This window comes from Paenibacillus sp. MABNR03, from assembly GCF_050455445.1.
GTDB lineage: Bacteria > Bacillota > Bacilli > Paenibacillales > Paenibacillaceae > Paenibacillus > Paenibacillus xylanilyticus.
Map to the genome: position 1 here is coordinate 720,977 of NZ_JBCIYR010000002.1, position 20,517 is coordinate 741,493.

Sequence of the window (20,517 nt, forward strand, 5' to 3'; positions counted from 1 at the left end):
GGATATATAAGGGGTGATGGAGGTGGATTGGTTCTATATAGCCTGTGGTTTATACGTGATGGCTGCCTTTGTAACAGATGTGCGATCCATGAAAATTCCGAATCGGCTGACCTTGCCTGTGAGCGCCTTGGGTGTGTTGGCCCATGGCATTTGGGGAGGTTGGGAAGGGTTACTGTTTTCTGCTGCCGGATTCGCAGCCTGTTTCGGCATTTTGTTTCTAATGTACGCTATCGGGGCAGTAGGTGCAGGAGATGTGAAACTGTTTGGCGGGATTGGGGCTTGGGTGGGGCTTTCTTTTGGCATCCACGTTATTGTGTATTCTGTTTTATATGCCGGGGCAATTGGATTAATTATTCTTTTGTTCCGCAGGGATTCAGCCAAACGGATTCGTCACATGGCAGGTGGGCTTGCAGGTTTTTTCATGATGGGTTCGCTCAAACTGGTTAGCAAGGAGAAAACGTTGAAATTCCCGTTTATGCTCGCTGTATTACCAGGCTTTATCAGTGCCTGCGTCTATATGATTTAATAAAAATATATCCGATACGTAAGATGAATATGAATATAAATATGAATTACACACCCTAACGGAAAGTGCAGAAAATATCAATGGAAAGAGAGGATTGGCATGTATGGATTAACGAAAGATTTTATTCGAAACGGCGGCGCATTTATGGTTTTGGAAAAAGCGGAAGGGCTGCGGATGGACGAGTTAAGCCGTGTACAGACTGGCATGATGTCCTCCAATCATATTCCACGGTTGCTGCCTCTTCACATACGTGAGATGGATCGGAATGTCAGTCTTCAGTATGATATTTCCGGATATAAAATGTTGTCGCAGGTTTTGAAAACAGGCAAAATCCAGCTGCATGTGCTGTACGGTCTGTTGTTTCAACTCGCAGATACTTTCACGGAATGCCGTCAATACATGCTGGAACCTCGTAAATTAATGCTGCAGGAGGAGAGTATATTTTTAAAAGGATCACTGGAGCAAGGAGAGCTGGGCATGGTTTATGTGCCTGTCCAGGACTCGTCGTCTGCAGACTCGACTCCGGGACAATTCCGCGAGCTGGTAATCAGACTGATGGCTCATGTGCAGGAATTGCAGGGGGAAGGAATTCAGCGAGTCCTGCAATTATGTGATAACGAACGGTGGGATATTGGACAACTGCGCGATTTATTGCTGGAGCTATATGCGAATGAGCAAGAAGGCTCAGGTAGTTCTTCATTCCTGTCATCACGTGTCATTGAAACAAGAGAAAACGGGAGTGTAAACGAACGACTTGCTCACGTTGAACCAGTGGATGTTCTTCCTCAAGTGCCACGTTCGTTTAGGCAGAGTGACCTTTCAAAGATCGAGCAAGGAACAATGCGGGACGAACAGTCCAATCTTCGTCAGCTCTCGGCCGCTTTACCAGAACAGGAAGAGGTGAAAGGTAACAAGGTAATCTCAAGCTTTCTAAATACACGTCCCTCTAGGGAAGCTTCACCACCATTTGCAGGCAGCGTAGATCCATCATTGCACCAGTCTAGCGGAATTCCTCATGAGGAAGACATGGAAATGGATCCGAAGACCGGAACGTCTAAAGTGACATATATCATCCTTATTTGCATGGTCAGCATAGCCTTGGTCTGGAGATTTGCATACATGGAGCAGCCCGGGCAGACACCAATGATCATATCCACCGTTTTAAGTCTTGCATTACTTGCGGTTGCAGGCTGGGCATGGGTTACTAAAGGGAAATTCAACTTGTCAAAAGCCGTACAGCTTAAGAAGATTGATCAAGCTACTTTTCTGGGGTCGGGTAAAAACAAATATAAAAACGAAGAGGAAGCAGAGGGGATGTATCAGGAAAGCTGGCGCTGGAATGCTTCTGATCCGAAGGTAGAAAACAATCCGCCTGAACATGGGTATGCAGGTACAACTCTGAATTCCTGCTTTCAACAGTTACATACAGAATCAGAATTTGTACCCATGACTCAATATTCCGATTATGCCGCTGTATCAACAGCTGATTTAAACCAAAACGATCTTGGAACGGAGGCTACCGTAAATTTGCAAAGTATCTCCGTCGAAGCAGGGAAGGATACATCTCCAGCATCTCCAGCCTTCTATCTGGAGCGCAGATCGGCAGCAGGTGATCAGAATGAACGGATGGATGTACGTGGAGCTTCTTTTGTGATAGGCAGATCGGCAGAGATGGTTCAGTGGGTGGATGCGACAACGGGTGTGTCCCGGGCTCATGTGGAACTGAGCCGGAACAAATCCGGCTATGTTATTAAGGACCTTGGCTCCGTGAATGGAACCATTCTTCAGGGCAAACCGCTGGCACCTTATAAAGAATATCCACTGGAAGATGGGGACACATTTACTTTGGCCGAATCCGTTTATACCTATCGTTCAGTCGGATAAACCGCGATGTTTCAAATCTTCCAGGGCATCGGTGAGGGTTGGAAAGGTGAATTGAAAACCATAATCCAGTGCCTTCTGAGGGATGACACGCTGCCCCTGAAGCAGTACAACAGAGAGTTCTCCAACCACGGTTTTAATCAGGAATCCGGGGACCGGGAACCAGTGTGGTCGGTGATATACTTTGCCAACCGTGCGTCCAAACTCGTCATTGGTCACGGGATTCGGAGCGGAGGCGTTCACCGGACCCGAGATTTCCTTATTATGAATCGTAAAATCAATAAGCCTAACAATATCCAATATGTGTATCCAGGTCGTCCACTGTTTGCCACTTCCAATTCTGCCGCCTACTCCAAGCATATAGGGCAGCTTCATTAACGGAAAAGCTCCTCTTTTATGACCAAGAACCAGGCTTACACGAATTTTGACAAGTCTCACATTGTTGATGGCATCCGCAGCGATCTCCCATTGCTCAGCAACACGAGATGGAAAGTTCATAGATTTTTGCGGACAGCTCTCATCAAATGTATCTGTTTGGGAGGTTCCGTAGATGGCCATGGCTGATGCCTGAACAACAACTTCCGGTTTATGTTCCAGCTTATCTAACAGCCGGGCTACCTTGGATACAGTCGTTACCCTGGATTCAACAATCTCGAGCTTGGCTTTGGTCGTCCAGCGCTGATTCAGTGTTTCTCCTGCAAGGTTGACCAACGCATCCAAACCCTCCAGTAAGTGAGGCATCTCCTCTAACTGTTCCCAATTAATATATGTAAGGCGTTCGCCGGGATCATGAAGATCAGGCAGTTTGCGAGTAATAATCTGAACCTGATGTCCTGCTTGCAGCCAGTAATCTACAAGTGCACTTCCTACAAATCCTGTTCCTCCACAAATGGCAATCTTCATGTTTCTGCCCTCCCTGTAATTATGATATTTCATAAATTGGATCAACAAACAGCCCCGGCGGTAAGCAATGCCTGACTGGGAATGACTTACCTGATGGAGCTTGTGTGTTGGACAATGAGTGGACTATTCCATCCACGTTTTGGATTTTCCTTATTTATTCATTAAATGTTTGTAAGGCGAATAATCAATTTTGTTTTTCTCCAGAAATTTAACCAGAAACTTATTATCACGCTTGGGTGTGGCTATAATGTATCCTTTAATACAATGATCTCTGGACACCTCGGTTGCTTTGTTTTCAACAGCGATTTTACCAATCTCTGCAGCAATGGAATGTTTGGCGATATCGCGAAACGGTCCCGGTACGGGCTCTACGAGTTGATCCAGGAAAGCCTTGGCCTCATCCGTCCATAAGTGGCGGCTCGTTTCCACCCAATAATTTTGCCAATCCAGTTTGGACTTGCCGTCTGCTTTTGGGAGCACTTTCAAAAACTTGCGCATCATAAAAAATCCGCCGACACACATGCTGCCAAGCAAAAGAAAGGTCCAGAATGCAATCGTATTCATAAACCAATTGCTGGGGGAACTGCTGGCCAACGTCATAGCGTAGGATTCGAAAATCATTGCGGAGTCACCTCGGTTCATTGATTTTCACGGAAAGACGGATTCCGCCCACCATGTTCCAAATTAGCTGTAAAAAATAGCCTGTATCCCGAATTATAGCGCATTTCTAGATTTATTTCGATAATCGCGTTAGAATAAGGGATAATTCAGAAAAAGGGGGATCAATGATGCTGAAAATCGGCTCCCACGTGTCCTTTTCGGACAAGGGATTATTGAGTGCAACGAAGGAAGCGTCCTCGTACGGTTCCAGTTCGTTTATGATATATACAGGTGCTCCGCAGAATACGCGCCGCAAGCCTATTGAGTCCATGTATATTGAGGAAGGCAAGCTTGCCATGCAGGAGGGCGGAATGGAAGATATTGTTGTCCATGCGCCATACATTATTAACCTTGGTTCTTACAAAGAAAACACGTATGAGCTGGCTGTGAGCTTCCTTCAGGAAGAAATTCGCCGGACACATGCCATTGGCGTCAAAAATATCGTGCTGCATCCCGGCGCTTTTACGGACAAGGATGCTCATTATGGCATTGGACGGATTGCCGAAGGATTGAATGAAGTGCTCGACGGTGTTAAAGAGACCGATGTCAAAATCGCGCTTGAAACGATGGCTGGCAAAGGAACCGAAATGGGCCGCAGCTTCGAAGAGATCGCACAGATCATGGAGAAAGTAACACACAACGAACGCCTTGCCGTATGTATGGACACATGCCATATTCATGATGCAGGCTATGATATTGTGAATGATCTGGACGGTGTGCTTGAACAATTTGATCGCACGGTAGGGCTTGACCGCATCACAGTAATGCATATTAATGATAGTAAGAACCCTGTAGGTGCACGTAAGGACCGCCACACACCCATTGGATCGGGCTGGATTGGTTTTGAAGCCATTAATCGTATCGTCCACCACGAGGCACTTCAGGGACGTCCGTTTATTCTGGAAACACCTTGGATTGGCAAGGAAGCCAAGACACAGCGTCCAATGTATGAAGTAGAGATTGCATTGCTTCGTGGAGATGTGACTGGTCGATTTGGTCCGGAATTCCTGACGGAAGTGGAACAGCTGCAGCACTTTTTCCAAGGAAAAGAGATCGACTCCCGTTCCTATATTCTCGATATTTGGACACTGCTCAAGAATGATGCCAAAGCCAAAAAAGCGGATCCGCGTGAACCGCTGGAGCGGTTGTATGATCTGGTGGCGGAAGCCGCATTGTTCCCGCATTTGAACGAAGAGCAACTGAATCAACGCTTGATCGCCTGGCTTGCAGGAAAAGAACTGCTGGTCACGGCCTAATTGAAGGAGGAAGAATAGCCCGATGGAGATTCACGCTAAACAAGCACGTCCTGATTCCAAAAACCGCGCCGATCGGGCGCGGATGCTTATTTCCTGTCCGGACGGTCCAGGAATTGTTGCTGCAGTATCCCATTTCTTGCACCAGCATGGTGCAAACATTGTCCAGTCGGACCAGTACACTATGGACCCGGCCGGGGGCATGTTTTTCATGCGCATAGAATTCGATTTGCCACAATTGACAGCAAGCCTTGCCAAGTTGGAATCTGATTTTGCGGAAGTGGCAGAACGATTCAAGATGGAGTGGTCTCTCTCTGCGGTCAGCCGCAAGAAGAAACTCGCTATCTTTGTATCCAAGGAAGATCACTGTCTGGTTGAATTGCTGTGGCAATGGCAGGCAGGGGACCTGGATGCTGACATCGCTCTCGTGGTGAGCAATCATTTGGATATGAAGGACTACGTTGAATCTTTCGGTATTCCGTATCATCATATTCCGGTTACTGCCGATACGAAGAAGGAAGCGGAGCAGCGTCAGCTGGACGTCATCGGTAATGATATCGATGTCATTATTCTTGCGCGTTATATGCAGATTATTTCCCCGATGTTTATTGAGCATTACCGCAACCGGATTATTAACATCCATCATTCGTTCCTGCCAGCATTTGTTGGCGGCAAACCGTATGCCCAGGCATACAACCGTGGTGTTAAAATTATTGGGGCAACAGCTCATTATGTGACTGAGGAACTGGACGGCGGACCGATTATTGAGCAGGACGTTCAGCGTGTAAGTCATGGAGATGATGTAACCGAATTGAAACGGATCGGGCGTACCATTGAACGCGTCGTACTTGCACGTGCGGTGAAATGGCATGTCGAAGACCGCATTCTGGTTCATGAGAATAAAACCGTTGTATTTTAATCTTTCACTTTAATACTGTGCAAGGTTGATTCGGGACTACACGAATCTGCTATGCATATAAGAGAAAAGGCGATTACCTACTCGTTAGCCGAATGGGGGGCGCCTTTTTGCCGTTTCCATATTCGTCCGCACACACCAAGGAGAATACCAAACAAGAGATGTCCCATTACCCAAAGAGATATCGCTCTGAAGTCTAATAGTCCGGGAACACGGGAGGATAACTGGGAGAGAGGTATATACAGCAGAGAAGAAACGGCACCGATTAGAATTCCTCGAAGCAACGGATGTCCCGAACGCTGAATCCAGCAAAAATAGAAGATGCCAATAATTATGGAAACGCCAAGATGAAGGGTGAATTCAATCCATTCAGGTAATGTTGGCGGAAGCCAGGGGACAAAGTCGACATTCAGCAGCAGGGTATAAACCTTTTCGCCGGTGTAAGCCTGAATCGCTTTAAGAAAAAATCCAAGGAATAAGCCGCTAATCACGCCTGTTAAAGACCCCGATATCCAGGGTAATGGATGATTTAGCGACTTTTGCTGCAGCGAATAATGTTCCGGCACGAGACAAGCCTCCTTTTATCCTGAAGTAACACAGACATAGAGTTTTCGAATCAGATGAAGGACTATTATATTGTCAGATATATTGTCAGAAAAAAACTTCGAGCTCTAGAAAGTGTATGGTTTTCCGGTTAAAGGTTATACTTCTTCCGATGGATTTGCGAGGCTTGCCAAGTCGGAACTGGGCCGAAATGCTCTGCAGAACAATATTATTCAGCACTGGAATAAGCCCGTCTCACCCACAAACAACCGAATTTTCCGGAACTTCTAAAAGAAGGTTATGGAAAAGCTTCACGCCAAGTGATACAATACAAAAGTGAATAAGTCAAAATGAAACATTCAAGCGGATTCACTTAAGTTATATACGGTTTGCTTGTATGATGAGAGGGATTCGCTTGCGCACCCGACTTATCTAAAGACATGAGGAGGACAAACCATGACTGACAAGAACGAAGCGATTCAAAAGGACGAGAACAACACAATCGACAACCTGTCGATCACAACTGTACGTACTCTGGCAATTGATGCAATCGAGAAAGCAAAATCTGGACACCCGGGAATGCCTATGGGCTCCGCTCCAATGGGTTACCAACTTTTTGCAAAAACGATGACACATAACCCGGACCACCCAACTTGGGTTAACCGGGACCGTTTTGTGCTGTCTGCAGGACATGGTTCCATGTTGCTGTACAGCTTGCTGCACCTGAGCGGCTACGATCTTCCTATGGAAGAATTGAAACAATTCCGCCAATGGGGAAGCAAAACTCCGGGTCACCCGGAATTCGGACATACTGCTGGCGTTGACGCAACGACTGGCCCACTGGGTCAAGGGATTGCAATGGCTGTAGGTATGGCAATGGCTGAAGCTCAACTGGGCGCGACATACAACAAGGATAAGTTCAACGTAATCGACCACTACACTTATGCAATCTGTGGTGACGGTGACCTGATGGAAGGTGTATCCCACGAAGCAGCTTCGCTGGCTGGACGCCTGCACCTGGGTAAACTGATCATGTTGTTTGACTCCAATGACATCACCCTTGATGGTGAATTGAATCTGTCTTCTTCCGAGAGCATCGCAAAACGCTTCGAAGCTTATGGCTGGCAAGTATTGCGTGTAGAAGATGGTAACGATCTGCCTGCAATCGAAAAAGCAATTCAAGAAGGTCAAGCGGACACGCTGCGTCCTACACTGATCGAAGTGAAAACCGTAATCGGTTATGGTAGCCCGAACAAACAAGGTAAAGGCGGCCATGGCGGTACTCACGGATCCCCACTGGGTGCAGACGAAGCGAAATTGACCAAAGAATTTTACAAATGGGTTTACGAGGAAGATTTCCACGTACCTGCTGAAGTTCGCGATCACTTTGCTCAAGTCAAAGACCGTGGTATCTCTGCAAACAAAGCTTGGGACGAGAAATTTGCCGAGTACAAAAAAGCATTCCCTGAGCTGGCAGCTCAGTTCGAAACAGCAATCAACGGTGACCTTCCGGAAGGTTGGGACCGCGACCTGCCTAAATATGCTGCAACAGACAAAGCACTTTCCACTCGTGTTGCTTCCGGTAACGCACTGAACGGTCTGGCGCATAATGTGCCTCATCTGACTGGTGGATCTGCTGACTTGGAAAGCTCCACAATGACACATCTGAACAACATTGGAAACTTTACTCCAGAAGATTATTCTGGCCGCAACATCTACTTCGGTATCCGTGAATTCGGTATGGCGGGTGCAATGAACGGTATGGCACTGCACAGCGGTGTGAAAGTATTCGGTGGTACATTCTTCGTATTTACCGACTACCTGCGTCCGGCTGTTCGTCTGGCTTCCCTGATGGGTCTGCCTGTGACATACGTATTGACTCACGATAGTATCGCTGTTGGTGAAGATGGTCCTACGCACGAACCAATTGAGCAATTGGCTTCCCTGCGTATCATTCCTAACCTGACGGTCATCCGTCCGGCTGACGGTAATGAAACATCTGCAGCATGGGCTTATGCGCTTGAGAACAAGAGCAACCCGGTTGCACTGGTACTCACTCGTCAAAACCTGCCGATCCTGGAAGGAACAGTAGAAGGCTCCCGTGAGAACGTAAAACGCGGTGCTTATGTTGTTTCCGATGCAAAAGACGGCAAAGCTGTAGCACAAATCATCGCTACAGGTTCCGAAGTGCAACTGGCTGTCAAAGCTCAAGCTGCACTGGCTGAACAAGGTATCCAGGTTCGTGTAATCAGCATGCCGAGCTGGGATCTGTTCGAGAAACAGGACAAAGCTTACAAAGAATCCGTCCTGCTTCCGGATGTTAAAGCTCGTCTGGCGATTGAAATGGCTTATCCAATGGGCTGGGAGAAATATGTTGGCGATCAAGGCGACATTCTCGGAATCAGCACATTTGGTGCATCAGCGCCTGGCGACCGTGTTATCGAAGAGTATGGCTTCACAGTTGATAACGTGGTTAGCCGCGTAAAAGCATTGCTGTAATAGCTTGAACAACGCTGCTATGGATGGGATGGCGTGATCTGTCCTGTTCATGGCAGCAAAGTTATTTCCGGCAGAGAAAGGATGAGTATTCATCCTGATCTGTTTTGCCTTTTGTTTTCATTAACTTCAGGGGGAGCGGGTACGCATGTCACAGTTTGATCAAGTCAGTGTAGTAAAAGAGGCCAACATTTATTATGATGGTCAGGTAACCAGCAGAACGGTTATTTTGGGGGATGGCAGCAAAGTGACTCTGGGCATCATGCTTCCAGGCAGCTATGAGTTCGGTACGGATTCCCGTGAAATTATGGAGATTCTGTCCGGTGATCTGAGAGTATTGCTTCCCGGAGAAGAAGAGTGGCAAGAGATTCAAGGTCAAGCTACGTTCCACGTGCCTGCCGAATCCAAATTCAAACTGGAGATACGCAGCGTTACCGACTACTGCTGCTCGTACCCGGCGGAATAATACAAGAAGGGTAGCCAAAACCGCAATCAGCGGATTTGGTTTACCCTTTTTGCTTCTGGAATTGAAGTGACAAAGTTCAAGCTGCAAGCTTGTCAGCCCCGTGGATTTGAAGTATTCTTATGCTAAGTTGTTTGAATGGAAAACGGAAAAATAAGCTACCGATATCAGGAGGTTTTTAGATCATGGCAAAAAAAGTGAAGTTTGATTACAGCACTGCCTTGCAATTTGTGAACCAGCATGAAGTGGACTATTTCGCTGAACCGATTCGTTTGGCTCACGAGCAGCTCCATAACGGAACAGGAACAGGATCGGACTACCTGGGCTGGATTGACCTGCCAACCGCTTATGACAAAGAAGAATTCTCCCGTATTCAAAAAGCGGCTGCCAAAATCCAAAGTGATTCCGAAGTGCTGATCGTTATCGGTATCGGTGGTTCATACCTGGGTGCACGTGCAGCAATCGAAATGCTAACACACTCTTTCTATAACAACCTGCCAAAAGAGAAACGCAAAACACCTGAAATCTATTTTGCAGGAAACAATATCAGCTCCACGTATGTAACTCATTTGCTGGATCTGGTGGAAGGCAAAGACTTCTCCGTAAACGTGATCTCCAAATCGGGTACGACAACCGAGCCGGCCATTGCTTTCCGTATCTTCCGTGCAGCACTGGAGAAAAAATACGGTAAAGAAGAAGCCCGCAAACGTATCTATGCTACGACGGACAAAGAGCGCGGCGCACTGAAAAAACTGGCGAACGAAGAAGGATATGAGTCTTTCGTTATTCCGGATGATGTAGGTGGACGTTACTCTGTTCTGACAGCAGTAGGTTTGCTGCCGATCGCTACAGCTGGCATCAGCATCGAAGAAATGATGCAAGGTGCGGCTGATGCATCCAAGGAATACAGCAACCCGAACGTAGCTGAAAATGAAGCATACCAATATGCAGCTGTTCGTAACGCGTTGTATCGCAAAGGTAAAGGCACAGAGATTCTCGTAAACTACGAGCCGTCCCTGCACTTTGTATCCGAGTGGTGGAAACAGCTTTACGGAGAGAGCGAAGGTAAAGATTTCAAAGGAATCTATCCTGCATCTGTAGACTTCTCAACAGATTTGCACTCCATGGGTCAATTCATCCAGGAAGGCAGCCGGAACATCTTTGAAACGGTCATTCAGGTAGCTGAAGTGTCCGATCATATCTCGATCGAATCCGACCCGGATGATCTGGATGGTCTGAACTTCCTTGAAGGCAAAACGATGGATTTCGTAAACAAAAAAGCGTTCCAGGGCACTCTGCTTGCTCATACAGATGGTCAAGTACCAAACCTGATTGTGAATATTCCGGATATGTCTCCATATTCTTTCGGATATCTGGTATACTTCTTTGAAAAAGCATGTGGCATCAGCGGATATCTGCTGGGCGTCAATCCATTTGACCAACCAGGGGTAGAAGCTTATAAGAAAAATATGTTCGCATTGCTGGGCAAACCAGGCTTTGAAGAAGAGAAAGCAGCGCTTGAAGCGAGACTTTCTGAATAATTCATGGTTTGACTCATATAGTTAAATAAAGCGTGTGTAATGACACCCGGGCTTCATTGTGAGGTAGAATGCAATGTGCCCGGGATGTTTAAACCAAGGCAGTTCATCCGCGTCCGCGCGGGGAACTGCTTTCTTGTAAAATGGATTAAATCGGAAAGTTGGATTGAAATGCTTGAACGTTACCGCACGGTTCGAGGACCGGGCAATCTGGAAATTGTCATCAAGAAGTCGCGATTTATTGGTCATATTATGCCAGTTACAACGGAAGAAGAGGCGGTTGCTTTTATCGATGAAATCAAGAAGAAGCATTGGAATGCCACTCATAATTGCTCCGCATACATGATTGGGGAGAGAGATGAGATCCAGAAGCAATCCGATGATGGAGAGCCAAGCGGAACTGCCGGGAAACCCATTCTGGAAGTCATCAAAAATCAGCAGCTTAAAAATGTGGCTATTGTGGTTACGCGTTATTTTGGGGGAATCATGCTTGGAGCAGGCGGTTTAATCCGTGCCTATACGGATGGCGCTGTAGCAGCAATTGAAGCTGGAGAAGCCATTACCAAAGTGCTTCATCGTGAAGTGTTTGTAGAACTGGATTACACATGGCTGGGTAAAGTGGAGAATGAATTAAGAAGCCGGGAAGTCCGTACAGGTGAAACTGGATTCACCGATAAGGTTACGTTGACTTGTCTTCCGCCGGATAGTGAAACCGAGGCATTTATCGCCTGGATCACGGATTTGACGCAAGGGCAATCCCGGATCACGGAGGGACAGCGGCTTTATTTTATTGAAGGGGAATAAAATATATGGCTAGAAGAGCAGTCGAACAAGAGTTGTCGAGGGAGCGGATCCTGGAGGCGGCGAGGCATCTTTTTATTACCAAAGGATACCGCGCCATTTCGATGCGAAGCATCGGCCAGCATCTGGGCTATAGTCATGGGTCGCTGTATTATCATTTTAAGGAAAAGGCAGAATTGTTCTATGCCATCGTGGTAGAAGATTTTAACCATCTGGGACATTTGCTGCTGCAAGCGATGGTCAGGCCAGTCGTGGGCGGTATAAGCAAGGTAGAGCACATCATGCTGGAATTTATTCGTTTCGGTCTGGAGAATCCGTATCAATACGAGATTATGTTCATGATTCGGGACGAGGAGTTGTTGTCCTATTGTCGTACGGAGCAGGGAAGATGCTTTGAATTGTTCGCTTCGATTGTTAGGCAGTACATGAATGAAGAAGGCTGTACGGCTGAGGATATTCAATGTGTGCCGCGCACGCTGTTTTTGTCCATGCATGGATTCATATCGTATTATATTCAGGATCGTGTAACGTTTGCTGAGATTGAACCGTCGGCGCTATCTCATGTCAAAGTGCTATGCCGCAATCTACAACACCAGCCTGGCGTCCAATAAAAGGCGCTTTTGTCGCACTCCTATACTTCAGGGCGGTGAATTGTCATAACATTAATTCTTTATAACGTTGTCTCGCGAAAGTTTAATTGCGCGGAAGACCAAGACAGGCGGATCATAGCCCTAAACCAGGGTAGACCGCCTGTTTGTGTTTTGCTGAACTACCCTTCCATGATCTTGATAAAATACTCTCGCTCGCGAGGTCCGTCGAATTCACTAAAATAAATCCCCTGCCATCTGCCCAACAATAATCTGCCTTCATGAATGATCACTGTTTGTGATGGTCCGGTTGTAATCGATTTCAGGTGAGAAGCCGTATTCCCCTCGGCATGTCGATATTGGGGATGTTCCCAAGGGTATACTTCATCCAGACGAAGCAGCACATCATGCTTAACATCCGGGTCAAAATTTTCATTGATGGCGATGCCTGCAGTTGTATGGGGACAATAGACAAGTACAGTTCCGCTTTGCACACCGCTGCTCTGGACAATCTGCGCCACTTCCCTCGTAATATCCTTGATCTCATCCCGTTTGGAAGTTGATAAATGCTTCGTATATAACATTCTTGCACCACTCCTTCTACATGTGTTTTGTCCTCTAGATTGTACCTTAACCACTCCATATCAAACAAACCAAGTTAAAGGCGAATATAAGATTTACGCAATGACAGCGATCGAGAAATGGTACTGCAATCCGTGCAGGTTTGAGTGAAATTTTACCGTCCGACTTAAGTTGACTTATTATTGTGTAATCTTCCTACATTCATCTTAGATAAGCCCCATTTATATACAATAAAAGCATTGACGATTAGCACTGCAAACTGGTAAAGTATCAGATAAGCAAAAAAACCAAGTAGACTAATGGGAATAATATTAAAGTGATATAATTCAACTTAGGGAAATGAATGTACCAAAGCAGGGAGACTGCCGACCGGATATGGAACCGGAGGCTGGGAGGGAATGCAGCAATGAATACCGTTCTTCGTCACAAGGGATGGACTTGGGGATTCCGCAGTACTGTATTGCTATACTTTATCGTACTCATTGTGCTTCCGATTATCGGTGTGTACGTCAATTCCTTCTCCGAAGGATGGAGCAATTTTGCCGAAAGCATTATGGATCCGATTGCATGGAAAGCCGTATTGCTGACGGTTCGGCTGGCTATAGTTGCCACACTGATTAACGTAGTTCTGGGCACGATGATTGCCTGGGTGCTTACGCGTTATCGTTTCTTAGGAAGATCGTTTCTGAACAGTCTTGTAGATCTGCCTTTCGCACTTCCGACTGCGGTTGGTGGACTGATGATTATGCTGCTGCTGGGTCCGGTCAGTGCCGTGGGCAAACTGGCTGAAACCATGGGTTTTGAGATTGTGTTTCATCAGCCGGCGATTGTCATTGCGATGACCTTTGTAACGTTTCCATTTGTGATTCGTGCGGTGCAGCCTTTGCTTGAAGAGATCGACCCTTCCGAGGAAGAGGCCTCCTACACTATGGGGGCATCGAAGGCTCGTACATTCAGGCAGGTGATTCTGCCATCGATGGCTCCGGGTATGATCAGCGGTGGTATGCTCGCTTTCTCCAGAGCCCTTGCAGAATTCGGTGCAGTTGTACTGGTGGCGGGCAATATACCGGGCAGAACGCTGACGGCTTCCGTGTTTATCTACGGCGAAATTGAAAGTGATAACCCTACGGGTGCAGCGGCTGTATCCGTGCTGCTCCTGACGCTCTCTTTCCTGATCCTCTGGCTGATTAATCTGGTGCAGATGCGGGGGAGAAGACGATGAGGCGGTTATTGATCGGACTGACGTTTGCGGTATTTATTATACTTCTGATTATTCCTCTGGGACGTATTTTTATCGGAGCATTTGAAGATGGTGCAGGAGGTTTCCTGGATGGGCTGATGCGCCCTGAGGCGCTGCACGCCTTGATGATGACTGGACTTGTTGTGCTGGTCGTCACGCTGTTAAATACATTGTTCGGCATTATGATGGCAATTTACCTTGTACGTGCTGGTTGGCTTAGCGACCGGATCAAAGGGTTGCTTAACAGCATTGTGGACCTGCCTTATGCGGTGTCGCCTGTCATTGGCGGGTTAATGATTGTATTGCTGCTGGGGCCGAACAGCATCATGGGTGCTTTTTTTGAAGGAATAGGATTCAATGTGGTCTATGCCTTCCCTGGCATGGTCATTGCAACGTTGTTTGTCACCTTTCCGCTGATGGTCAGGGAGGTTATGCCTGTCCTGCAGGAACTCGGTTCACAGCAGGAAGAGGCTGCGTCTACACTTGGCGCTTATGGATGGAGAACGTTCTGGAGCGTTACCTGGCCATCCATCCGCTGGGCTGTTGTATACGGACTTGTCCTTACCGTGGCGCGGTCGCTCGGGGAGTTCGGTGCAGTCCTTGTGGTGTCCGGCAATATTATGAACAAAACGCAGACGGCAACAACGCTTGTTTATCAGGATGTTGAGAATTTTAATGTCTCTGCCGCAAATGGTGTGGCATTGGTACTGGTGACCTTTTCCGTTGGGCTGCTGCTCATGATGGAATGGGCCAAAAAGCGAAAGGAAGTGCATTGAGATGCATGTGGAAGTCCGTGATCTGAACAAACATTTCGGTCAATTTCATGCGGTAAAAGATGTCTCGTTCGATATTGCCAAAGGCCATCTGATCGGTTTGCTGGGACCCAGCGGAGGCGGGAAAACGTCCATTCTGCGCATGCTCGCTGGTCTGGAAAGCCCCGGCTCAGGGGAAATTCGCTTTCACGGTAAGGTCGTGAATCATCTGCCTCCGCAGGAGCGGGGAATTGGATTTGTATTTCAGAACTATGCACTGTTTAAACATATGACTGTATTTGATAATATCGCCTTCGGACTCAAGGTCAAAAAAACACCCAAAGCCCAGATTCGTGAACGGGTCATGGAGCTTGTTGAACTGACCGGGCTGAAAGGTTTTGAACATCGCTATCCGCATCAACTGTCCGGTGGACAGCGTCAGCGTGTAGCCTTTGCACGGGCTTTGGCTCCAGAACCGCAGCTGCTGCTGCTGGATGAACCTTTTGCGGCCATTGACGCCAAGATTCGCCAAGAGCTGCGTTCGTGGTTGAGAGAGTTGATCGAGCGGGTCGGAATCACTTCGATATTTGTAACCCATGACCAGGATGAAGCGATCGAAGTCGCCGACGAGATTATGATTATCAGTCAAGGCCGTCTCGAGCAAAAAGGAACACCGTGGGATATCTACAAAAATCCGCAGACGCCATTTGTGGCAACCTTTATCGGAGAATCTACCGTTGTGGAGGATGCCTCACAGCTGAAAGGGTTTGAACATGCGGTAGAGGGAGAACATACACGTGCGCTGATTCGTCCGGAGTATATCGAGATTGGTCTGAAAAACGAATTCTCGATGCTATCCGCTACCGAGAAGGGCATTGTGAAGCATCTTCACTTCCGTGGTAGTGAGTGGATGGTTGAAGTCGAGGTACAGGGTCACAAGCTGATCACATACCGTTCTCTTGAGAAAACAACGCTGGAGATCGGTCAACAAATTCGAGTGCTTGTGCACCGGGCTTACCTGTTTAATGACACGGATAGCTGGGTTGTCGAGAATCGTTTGAAGGAAGATCCTATGCCGGTCATGATCTAAAATGCGCCCGAAAGAGAGGCTGCCCATGCAGACGATGAAGAAAAAAAGAATCCCCTCCTTATATGCTGTCCTTATGCTTCTGCTCGTCTGCATGACCGTAGGATGCAGCAACCAGGAAGCGGAAGGCGAACAGAACGGACCCTCTGCAGGTGAACAATCCAATACGCTGGTCATTGGTGCATACAGTGTAGCCAAAGACGCTGTGGGAGAGCTGCTGCCGAAGTTCAAGGAGGAATGGAAAGCCCAAACCGGACAAACGGTTAACTTCCAGGAATCCTATGAAGCCTCTGGTACCCAGGCAAGAGCTATTGTTGGTGGGTTCGAGGCCGATGTAGCACTGCTCGCCATGGAAAGTGATATCGACAAACTGGTCAAGGCCGATCTGGTGACCTCCGATTGGAAACAGGCTCCGAATGACGGCATGATTACCCGCTCCATCGTTGTTCTCGGAACAAGAGATGGCAATCCGCTTGGTATTCGTGATTTTGAAGATTTGACCAAGCCGGGAGTCAAGGTACTGTATCCCAATCCCAAAACGTCAGGCGGAGCCCAGTGGGATATCAATGCGATCTATGGAGCAGGATTGAAGCTGTCAGAAGCAAATGGCCAGAAGGACCCTGCCGCTGCCAAAGCTTTTCTGGAGAAGGTGCATAAGAATGTGGAGTCACTGGACAAGAGCGGCCGATCTTCCATGGCAGCATTTGAATATGGTGTCGGCGATGTCATCGTCACTTATGAGAATGAATTGCTTGCCCGCATTGCCCAGGGTGTAAAGTATGATATCGTTGTACCGAAAAATACGATTCTGATTGAAAATCCGGCGGTCGTGGTGGATAAATATGCGGATAAACACGGGAATCGCGAATTGGCTGAAGCTTTTGTGGATTATCTGCGAACACCTGAAGCTCAGCGTATTTTTGCCAAGCATGGCTTTCGTTCGGTAGATCCTGAAGTGTTTGCGGAGACCGAATCCACGTTTCCAACGCCTGAAGGCCTGTTTGATATCAACTACCTGGGTGGTTGGGACGAAGTGCGCAGTACATTGTATTCCAAACGCGGAGTTTGGTATCAGGTGCTCGCGGGATTGTGATTGGTGGCGTGTTATCCAAGGATTGACATGAGGCCTTCATTTCGCTGAATATAGTAGAGATGAAGGCTTTTTGCTGTAAATGGAAGTCATAGAGTAGTGTGCAGATCATGTGTCTGGAGGGTCTTGCAGAAAGGAGTGAGATAATGAGTACAGAGATCAGATTATCCCAGAGTACGGCAATTCGGTTGGAACAAGCCCGTGGTAAGGGCATGTCTGACGCTGCGATCCTGAGAGCTATACAGGCCAAGGACGTGGCAGCTTTTGACGCGGTATCCGAAGAGGATTACAAATACGATGAATTTTTCTCGTATGCGGACGAGCACGGCGAGAACCTGGAAGCAGCAGTTCAAGAAGGCTATCGGATTACATTTAATACCCGAGGCGGACTGGGGATCTGGATAGAGAAGGCTTTTGGATTACAACCAGAGAATGATTTCACGGTCGGTGAGGGTATTGTGCATGGACTGAAGCTGAAACCGGAGCAGGCAGAGGTGCTGGCGAAGCGTCTCGCCTCGAATTGGGTCATTACGGATTCGAAGGATGTGCCTGAGGGTCAGGAACTGACACTTAAATTGCGTGCCTTGGTCTAGGCGACAAGCGGACCGAACGGAAGTTACATACGCTGACTACATGGAGTCAGAGATCAGGCTTTCCCTGGTGCAGGATTTGAACTGCTTAGGGAAGGCTTTTTTTTGCAAAAGCAAAGGGTGAGGATTACAATTTAGGAAACCAAGTTTGGATGAGAGAGGGGATCACCATATTGAATCAGCTGACATTCTTAGGAACCGGGGATGCCATGGGCGTGCCGCGTGTCTACTGTGATTGCGCAGTCTGCACAGAGGCCCGCCTAACCGGGATCAACCGGCGTAAACGCTCTTCTGTTCTGATCCATTCAGATGGCGAAGGGGTATCGTTTATGATTGACTGCGGACCAGACTGGAGATCACAGATGGAGGACCAAGGATTGCGTATGGTGGATACGTTATTAGTGACACATGCGCATTTTGACCATATTGGAGGTTTGCCGGAATGGGCGGATGCCTGCCGCTGGCTGGGGGTTAAGGGTAAACTGTACGCACCACGTGAAGTGATCGCAACCATTCAGAGTCAATTTCCTTGGCTGAGCCGGCACATGAACTTTCTGGAAACGGATGATGATATCCAGCTTGGCGGATGGAACGTGCATTCCTGGAAGGTCTGCCACGGTAAAAACGGTTATTCCTATGCGTATCGTCTAGAACGGGAAGGGTATAGCTGGGCGTATTGTTCGGATGCCATTGATCTGAAGGAGACAGAGAAAGAGCCACTGTACGGGCTGAATCTTTTGGTGCTGGGAACGAGCTTTGTCCATGAGCTTGCGGAGTTTTCCACACGTTCCGTGTATGATATGCGGGAGGCGCAGGAGCTGCTGCGGGAAGTGAAACCAGAGCGCACTTATTTTACCCATATGTCTCATGACGTGGATGTACAGCAAAACTACAATTTGGACTCAGGTATTACGCTGGCGCTTGCAGGCATGAAGGTACCACTTGGGACACTTTAAATTGAAATTCGTTTAGATCAACTGAAAAATAAATTCAGAAGAGCGTATCCTTTGCAGGAGGTTCTTCGTTTACATAGTGTAAGACCATAAGAGTAAGTCGTCGAAGAGTAAGTCATTGAAGCAAGATCAATCAGGAACCAACAAAGGGGGGCCCCCAACATGGCCTTTGTGAAGTCCGTGGATTGCAGAATCAACAGACCACATGATAACAGTAAACAGGTTGAACCATATATCCAGCCCGGTAATCAAGCCGACTGCACGCTGGAACAAAATATTGAAAATGCGCTGCCGAGCCTGCTGGGTTCCCTGTACGCCTATTGTCTGTCTTTGACAGGTTCAGTCTGGGAAACAGAGGATCTGGTTCAGGATACCTGTGTGAAAGTACTGTCGTCTTCGGCAATGCATACCTTCGGTACGAAGCAGGAGATGAACTGGGAAGCTTACCTGATCCGGATCGCACGCAACACGTGGATTGACGTGATCCGAAAGCGGGAGAAATTGGCTTCCAAACTGGATAGCATGAAACCGTTAATGCAGGAGTTTGCAGAGGAAGAGCGATTTGAGGAGATTGAGTCAGCTATACGAATCCTTGTTCATGAGCTGCCGCCGTGGCAGCGAGCGATATATATATTACGCGATGTAATGAGTTATACGACGGCAGAGACTGCGGAGATGCTGGATACATCGGAAGGAGCGGTCAAAGCTGCGCTAAATCGGGCCCGTTCTGCCCTGGATCGTGTGAGACGCAGTCGCCAGGAAATGGAGACCGAAGAAGCGAGTGGAGCAGGTGAAGATTCACAAAACGCGGAGCAGCTGCGAAGTTATTTGATGGCTTTTCGTAGTGGAGATACCGCACGTCTGATTGATCTGTGCCTGAGCCGTACCGATGACCCAATGGCAGTGGCAGGAACGATCCTGCAGCAGTCTTTGCCGTCTCAATCGATGCAGCCAATGATGTACGGGTATTCCTACTCCAGCGTGAACTCGATGTCATATGGAGGAGGATACGCGGTCAACATGGTTGCTTAAACCGGGAGGCAATAGGCATGAACCATGTACCTTATGTAGTGGAACAGACAGCCCGCGGCGAGCGGAGCTATGATATTTATTCACGATTGTTAAAAGATCGGATCATTATGGTATCCGGAGAGATTGAGGACCAGATGGCGAATGCCATCGTGGCACAGCTATTGTTTCTGACCGCAGAGGACCCGGAAAAGGATATTCAGATGTATATCAACAGTCCTGGTGGATCCGTAACTGCCGGATTTTCGATCTATGACACGATGCAATTTGTGAAGCCGGACATATCAACGATCTGCACAGGCATGGCTGCGAGCTTTGGTACGATTTTGCTGGTCGGTGGAACCAAAGGGAAACGACTGGCTCTGCCAAACAGTGAGATCATGATCCATCAACCGCACGGGGGTACGCGCGGGCAGGCATCGGATATGCTGATTCACGCAAACCGGATCATTCAGCACCGTCAGCGGCTCAATAAGCTGCTAGCAGACCATACAGGACAATCGCTGGAGCGGATTGAGCGAGATTCGGATCGGGACTATTTCTTGACCGCAGAGGAAGCGGTAGAGTATGGATTGGTGGATAAAGTGATATCTAGCACCTGAGTAAGCAAGCTTTGCAATTTCACAA

Annotated in this window: 21 protein-coding genes; 17 read left to right on the plus strand and 4 right to left on the minus strand. The window is 47.8% G+C overall.

Features of this window, described 5'->3' with window-relative positions; genetic code table 11:
• Window positions 1–16: 16 nt before the first annotated feature.
• Both AAIH57_RS11850 and AAIH57_RS11855 read left to right on the plus strand, forming a co-directional pair.
• Window positions 17–526, plus strand: a complete 510-nt coding sequence (locus AAIH57_RS11850) for an A24 family peptidase (protein WP_430022132.1) — start codon at window positions 17–19, stop codon at window positions 524–526.
• A gap of 99 nt (window positions 527–625) precedes the next feature.
• Complete coding sequence (locus AAIH57_RS11855) at window positions 626–2,410, plus strand: DUF6382 domain-containing protein (protein WP_430021733.1); 1,785 nt, start codon at window positions 626–628, stop codon at window positions 2,408–2,410.
• Here the strand turns inward: AAIH57_RS11855 and AAIH57_RS11860 are convergent.
• Together AAIH57_RS11860 and AAIH57_RS11865 are read right to left on the minus strand one after the other, a co-directional pair.
• Window positions 2,399–3,310, minus strand: coding sequence for a TIGR01777 family oxidoreductase (locus AAIH57_RS11860; protein ID WP_430021734.1), 912 nt, complete (start codon window positions 3,308–3,310; stop codon window positions 2,399–2,401). The genes AAIH57_RS11855 and AAIH57_RS11860 overlap by 12 nt on opposite strands.
• Before the next feature lie 150 nt (window positions 3,311–3,460).
• Window positions 3,461–3,931 (minus strand): DUF2621 domain-containing protein, encoded by a 471-nt coding sequence (locus tag AAIH57_RS11865; protein ID WP_175398273.1) that lies wholly within the window; start codon window positions 3,929–3,931, stop codon window positions 3,461–3,463.
• 167 nt (window positions 3,932–4,098) lie between these two features.
• Between AAIH57_RS11865 and AAIH57_RS11870 the strand changes: the two genes are divergently transcribed.
• Entirely contained in the window at window positions 4,099–5,226 is a 1,128-nt protein-coding gene (locus tag AAIH57_RS11870) for a deoxyribonuclease IV (protein WP_413034615.1), read from the plus strand.
• A 22-nt stretch (window positions 5,227–5,248) separates the two neighbouring features.
• Entirely contained in the window at window positions 5,249–6,142 is an 894-nt protein-coding gene (gene purU, locus AAIH57_RS11875) for a formyltetrahydrofolate deformylase (RefSeq protein WP_430021735.1), read from the plus strand.
• A gap of 77 nt (window positions 6,143–6,219) precedes the next feature.
• On the opposite strand, the gene AAIH57_RS11880 is transcribed toward purU, so the two are convergent.
• Window positions 6,220–6,705 (minus strand): hypothetical protein, encoded by a 486-nt coding sequence (locus tag AAIH57_RS11880; RefSeq protein ID WP_430021736.1) that lies wholly within the window; start codon window positions 6,703–6,705, stop codon window positions 6,220–6,222.
• Between the two features lie 433 nt (window positions 6,706–7,138).
• Here AAIH57_RS11880 and tkt point away from each other — a divergent pair, with 433 nt between their 5' ends.
• The 5 genes from tkt (at window position 7,139) to AAIH57_RS11905 (ending at window position 12,591) form a co-directional block, all read left to right on the plus strand.
• Window positions 7,139–9,181, plus strand: a complete 2,043-nt coding sequence (tkt, locus tag AAIH57_RS11885) for a transketolase (protein ID WP_175398276.1) — start codon at window positions 7,139–7,141, stop codon at window positions 9,179–9,181.
• A gap of 145 nt (window positions 9,182–9,326) precedes the next feature.
• Window positions 9,327–9,644 carry a pyrimidine/purine nucleoside phosphorylase gene (locus AAIH57_RS11890; protein ID WP_175398277.1) on the plus strand — a complete coding sequence of 106 codons (318 nt, stop codon included), beginning with the start codon at window positions 9,327–9,329 and terminating at the stop codon, window positions 9,642–9,644.
• A gap of 182 nt (window positions 9,645–9,826) precedes the next feature.
• Entirely contained in the window at window positions 9,827–11,182 is a 1,356-nt protein-coding gene (locus AAIH57_RS11895; protein WP_175398278.1) for a glucose-6-phosphate isomerase, read from the plus strand.
• A gap of 168 nt (window positions 11,183–11,350) precedes the next feature.
• Window positions 11,351–11,983, plus strand: coding sequence for a YigZ family protein (locus AAIH57_RS11900; RefSeq protein ID WP_095289361.1), 633 nt, complete (start codon window positions 11,351–11,353; stop codon window positions 11,981–11,983).
• A 5-nt stretch (window positions 11,984–11,988) separates the two neighbouring features.
• On the plus strand, window positions 11,989–12,591 hold the full coding sequence (locus AAIH57_RS11905; protein WP_430021737.1) for a TetR/AcrR family transcriptional regulator: 603 nt from the start codon (window positions 11,989–11,991) through the stop codon (window positions 12,589–12,591).
• 158 nt (window positions 12,592–12,749) lie between these two features.
• Here AAIH57_RS11905 and AAIH57_RS11910 read toward each other — a convergent pair whose 3' ends face one another.
• Window positions 12,750–13,151, minus strand: coding sequence for a secondary thiamine-phosphate synthase enzyme YjbQ (locus AAIH57_RS11910; protein WP_175398280.1), 402 nt, complete (start codon window positions 13,149–13,151; stop codon window positions 12,750–12,752).
• Window positions 13,152–13,555: 404 nt separating this feature from the next.
• Between AAIH57_RS11910 and cysT the strand changes: the two genes are divergently transcribed.
• The 8 genes from cysT (at window position 13,556) to clpP (ending at window position 20,492) form a co-directional block, all read left to right on the plus strand.
• Complete coding sequence (gene cysT, locus AAIH57_RS11915; protein ID WP_175398281.1) at window positions 13,556–14,371, plus strand: sulfate ABC transporter permease subunit CysT; 816 nt, start codon at window positions 13,556–13,558, stop codon at window positions 14,369–14,371.
• Window positions 14,368–15,165: a sulfate ABC transporter permease subunit gene (locus AAIH57_RS11920; protein WP_430021738.1), complete on the plus strand. Its 798-nt coding sequence runs from the start codon at window positions 14,368–14,370 to the stop codon at window positions 15,163–15,165. Before cysT ends, AAIH57_RS11920 begins: the two co-directional genes overlap by 4 nt.
• Window position 15,166: 1 nt before the next feature.
• Window positions 15,167–16,231, plus strand: a complete 1,065-nt coding sequence (locus tag AAIH57_RS11925; protein WP_175398283.1) for a sulfate/molybdate ABC transporter ATP-binding protein — start codon at window positions 15,167–15,169, stop codon at window positions 16,229–16,231.
• Window positions 16,232–16,256: 25 nt separating this feature from the next.
• Window positions 16,257–17,321 carry a sulfate ABC transporter substrate-binding protein gene (locus AAIH57_RS11930; protein WP_430021739.1) on the plus strand — a complete coding sequence of 355 codons (1,065 nt, stop codon included), beginning with the start codon at window positions 16,257–16,259 and terminating at the stop codon, window positions 17,319–17,321.
• Window positions 17,322–17,464: 143 nt separating this feature from the next.
• Complete coding sequence (locus AAIH57_RS11935) at window positions 17,465–17,911, plus strand: hypothetical protein (protein ID WP_430021740.1); 447 nt, start codon at window positions 17,465–17,467, stop codon at window positions 17,909–17,911.
• Between the two features lie 170 nt (window positions 17,912–18,081).
• A complete protein-coding gene (locus AAIH57_RS11940; RefSeq protein WP_430021741.1) occupies window positions 18,082–18,864 on the plus strand; it encodes an MBL fold metallo-hydrolase in 783 nt (260 codons plus the stop codon).
• A 159-nt stretch (window positions 18,865–19,023) separates the two neighbouring features.
• A complete protein-coding gene (locus tag AAIH57_RS11945) occupies window positions 19,024–19,893 on the plus strand; it encodes an RNA polymerase sigma factor (RefSeq protein WP_430021742.1) in 870 nt (289 codons plus the stop codon).
• Window positions 19,894–19,910: 17 nt separating this feature from the next.
• Window positions 19,911–20,492, plus strand: coding sequence for an ATP-dependent Clp endopeptidase proteolytic subunit ClpP (gene clpP / locus AAIH57_RS11950; protein WP_175398288.1), 582 nt, complete (start codon window positions 19,911–19,913; stop codon window positions 20,490–20,492).
• The last annotated feature ends 25 nt before the right edge of the window (window positions 20,493–20,517 follow it).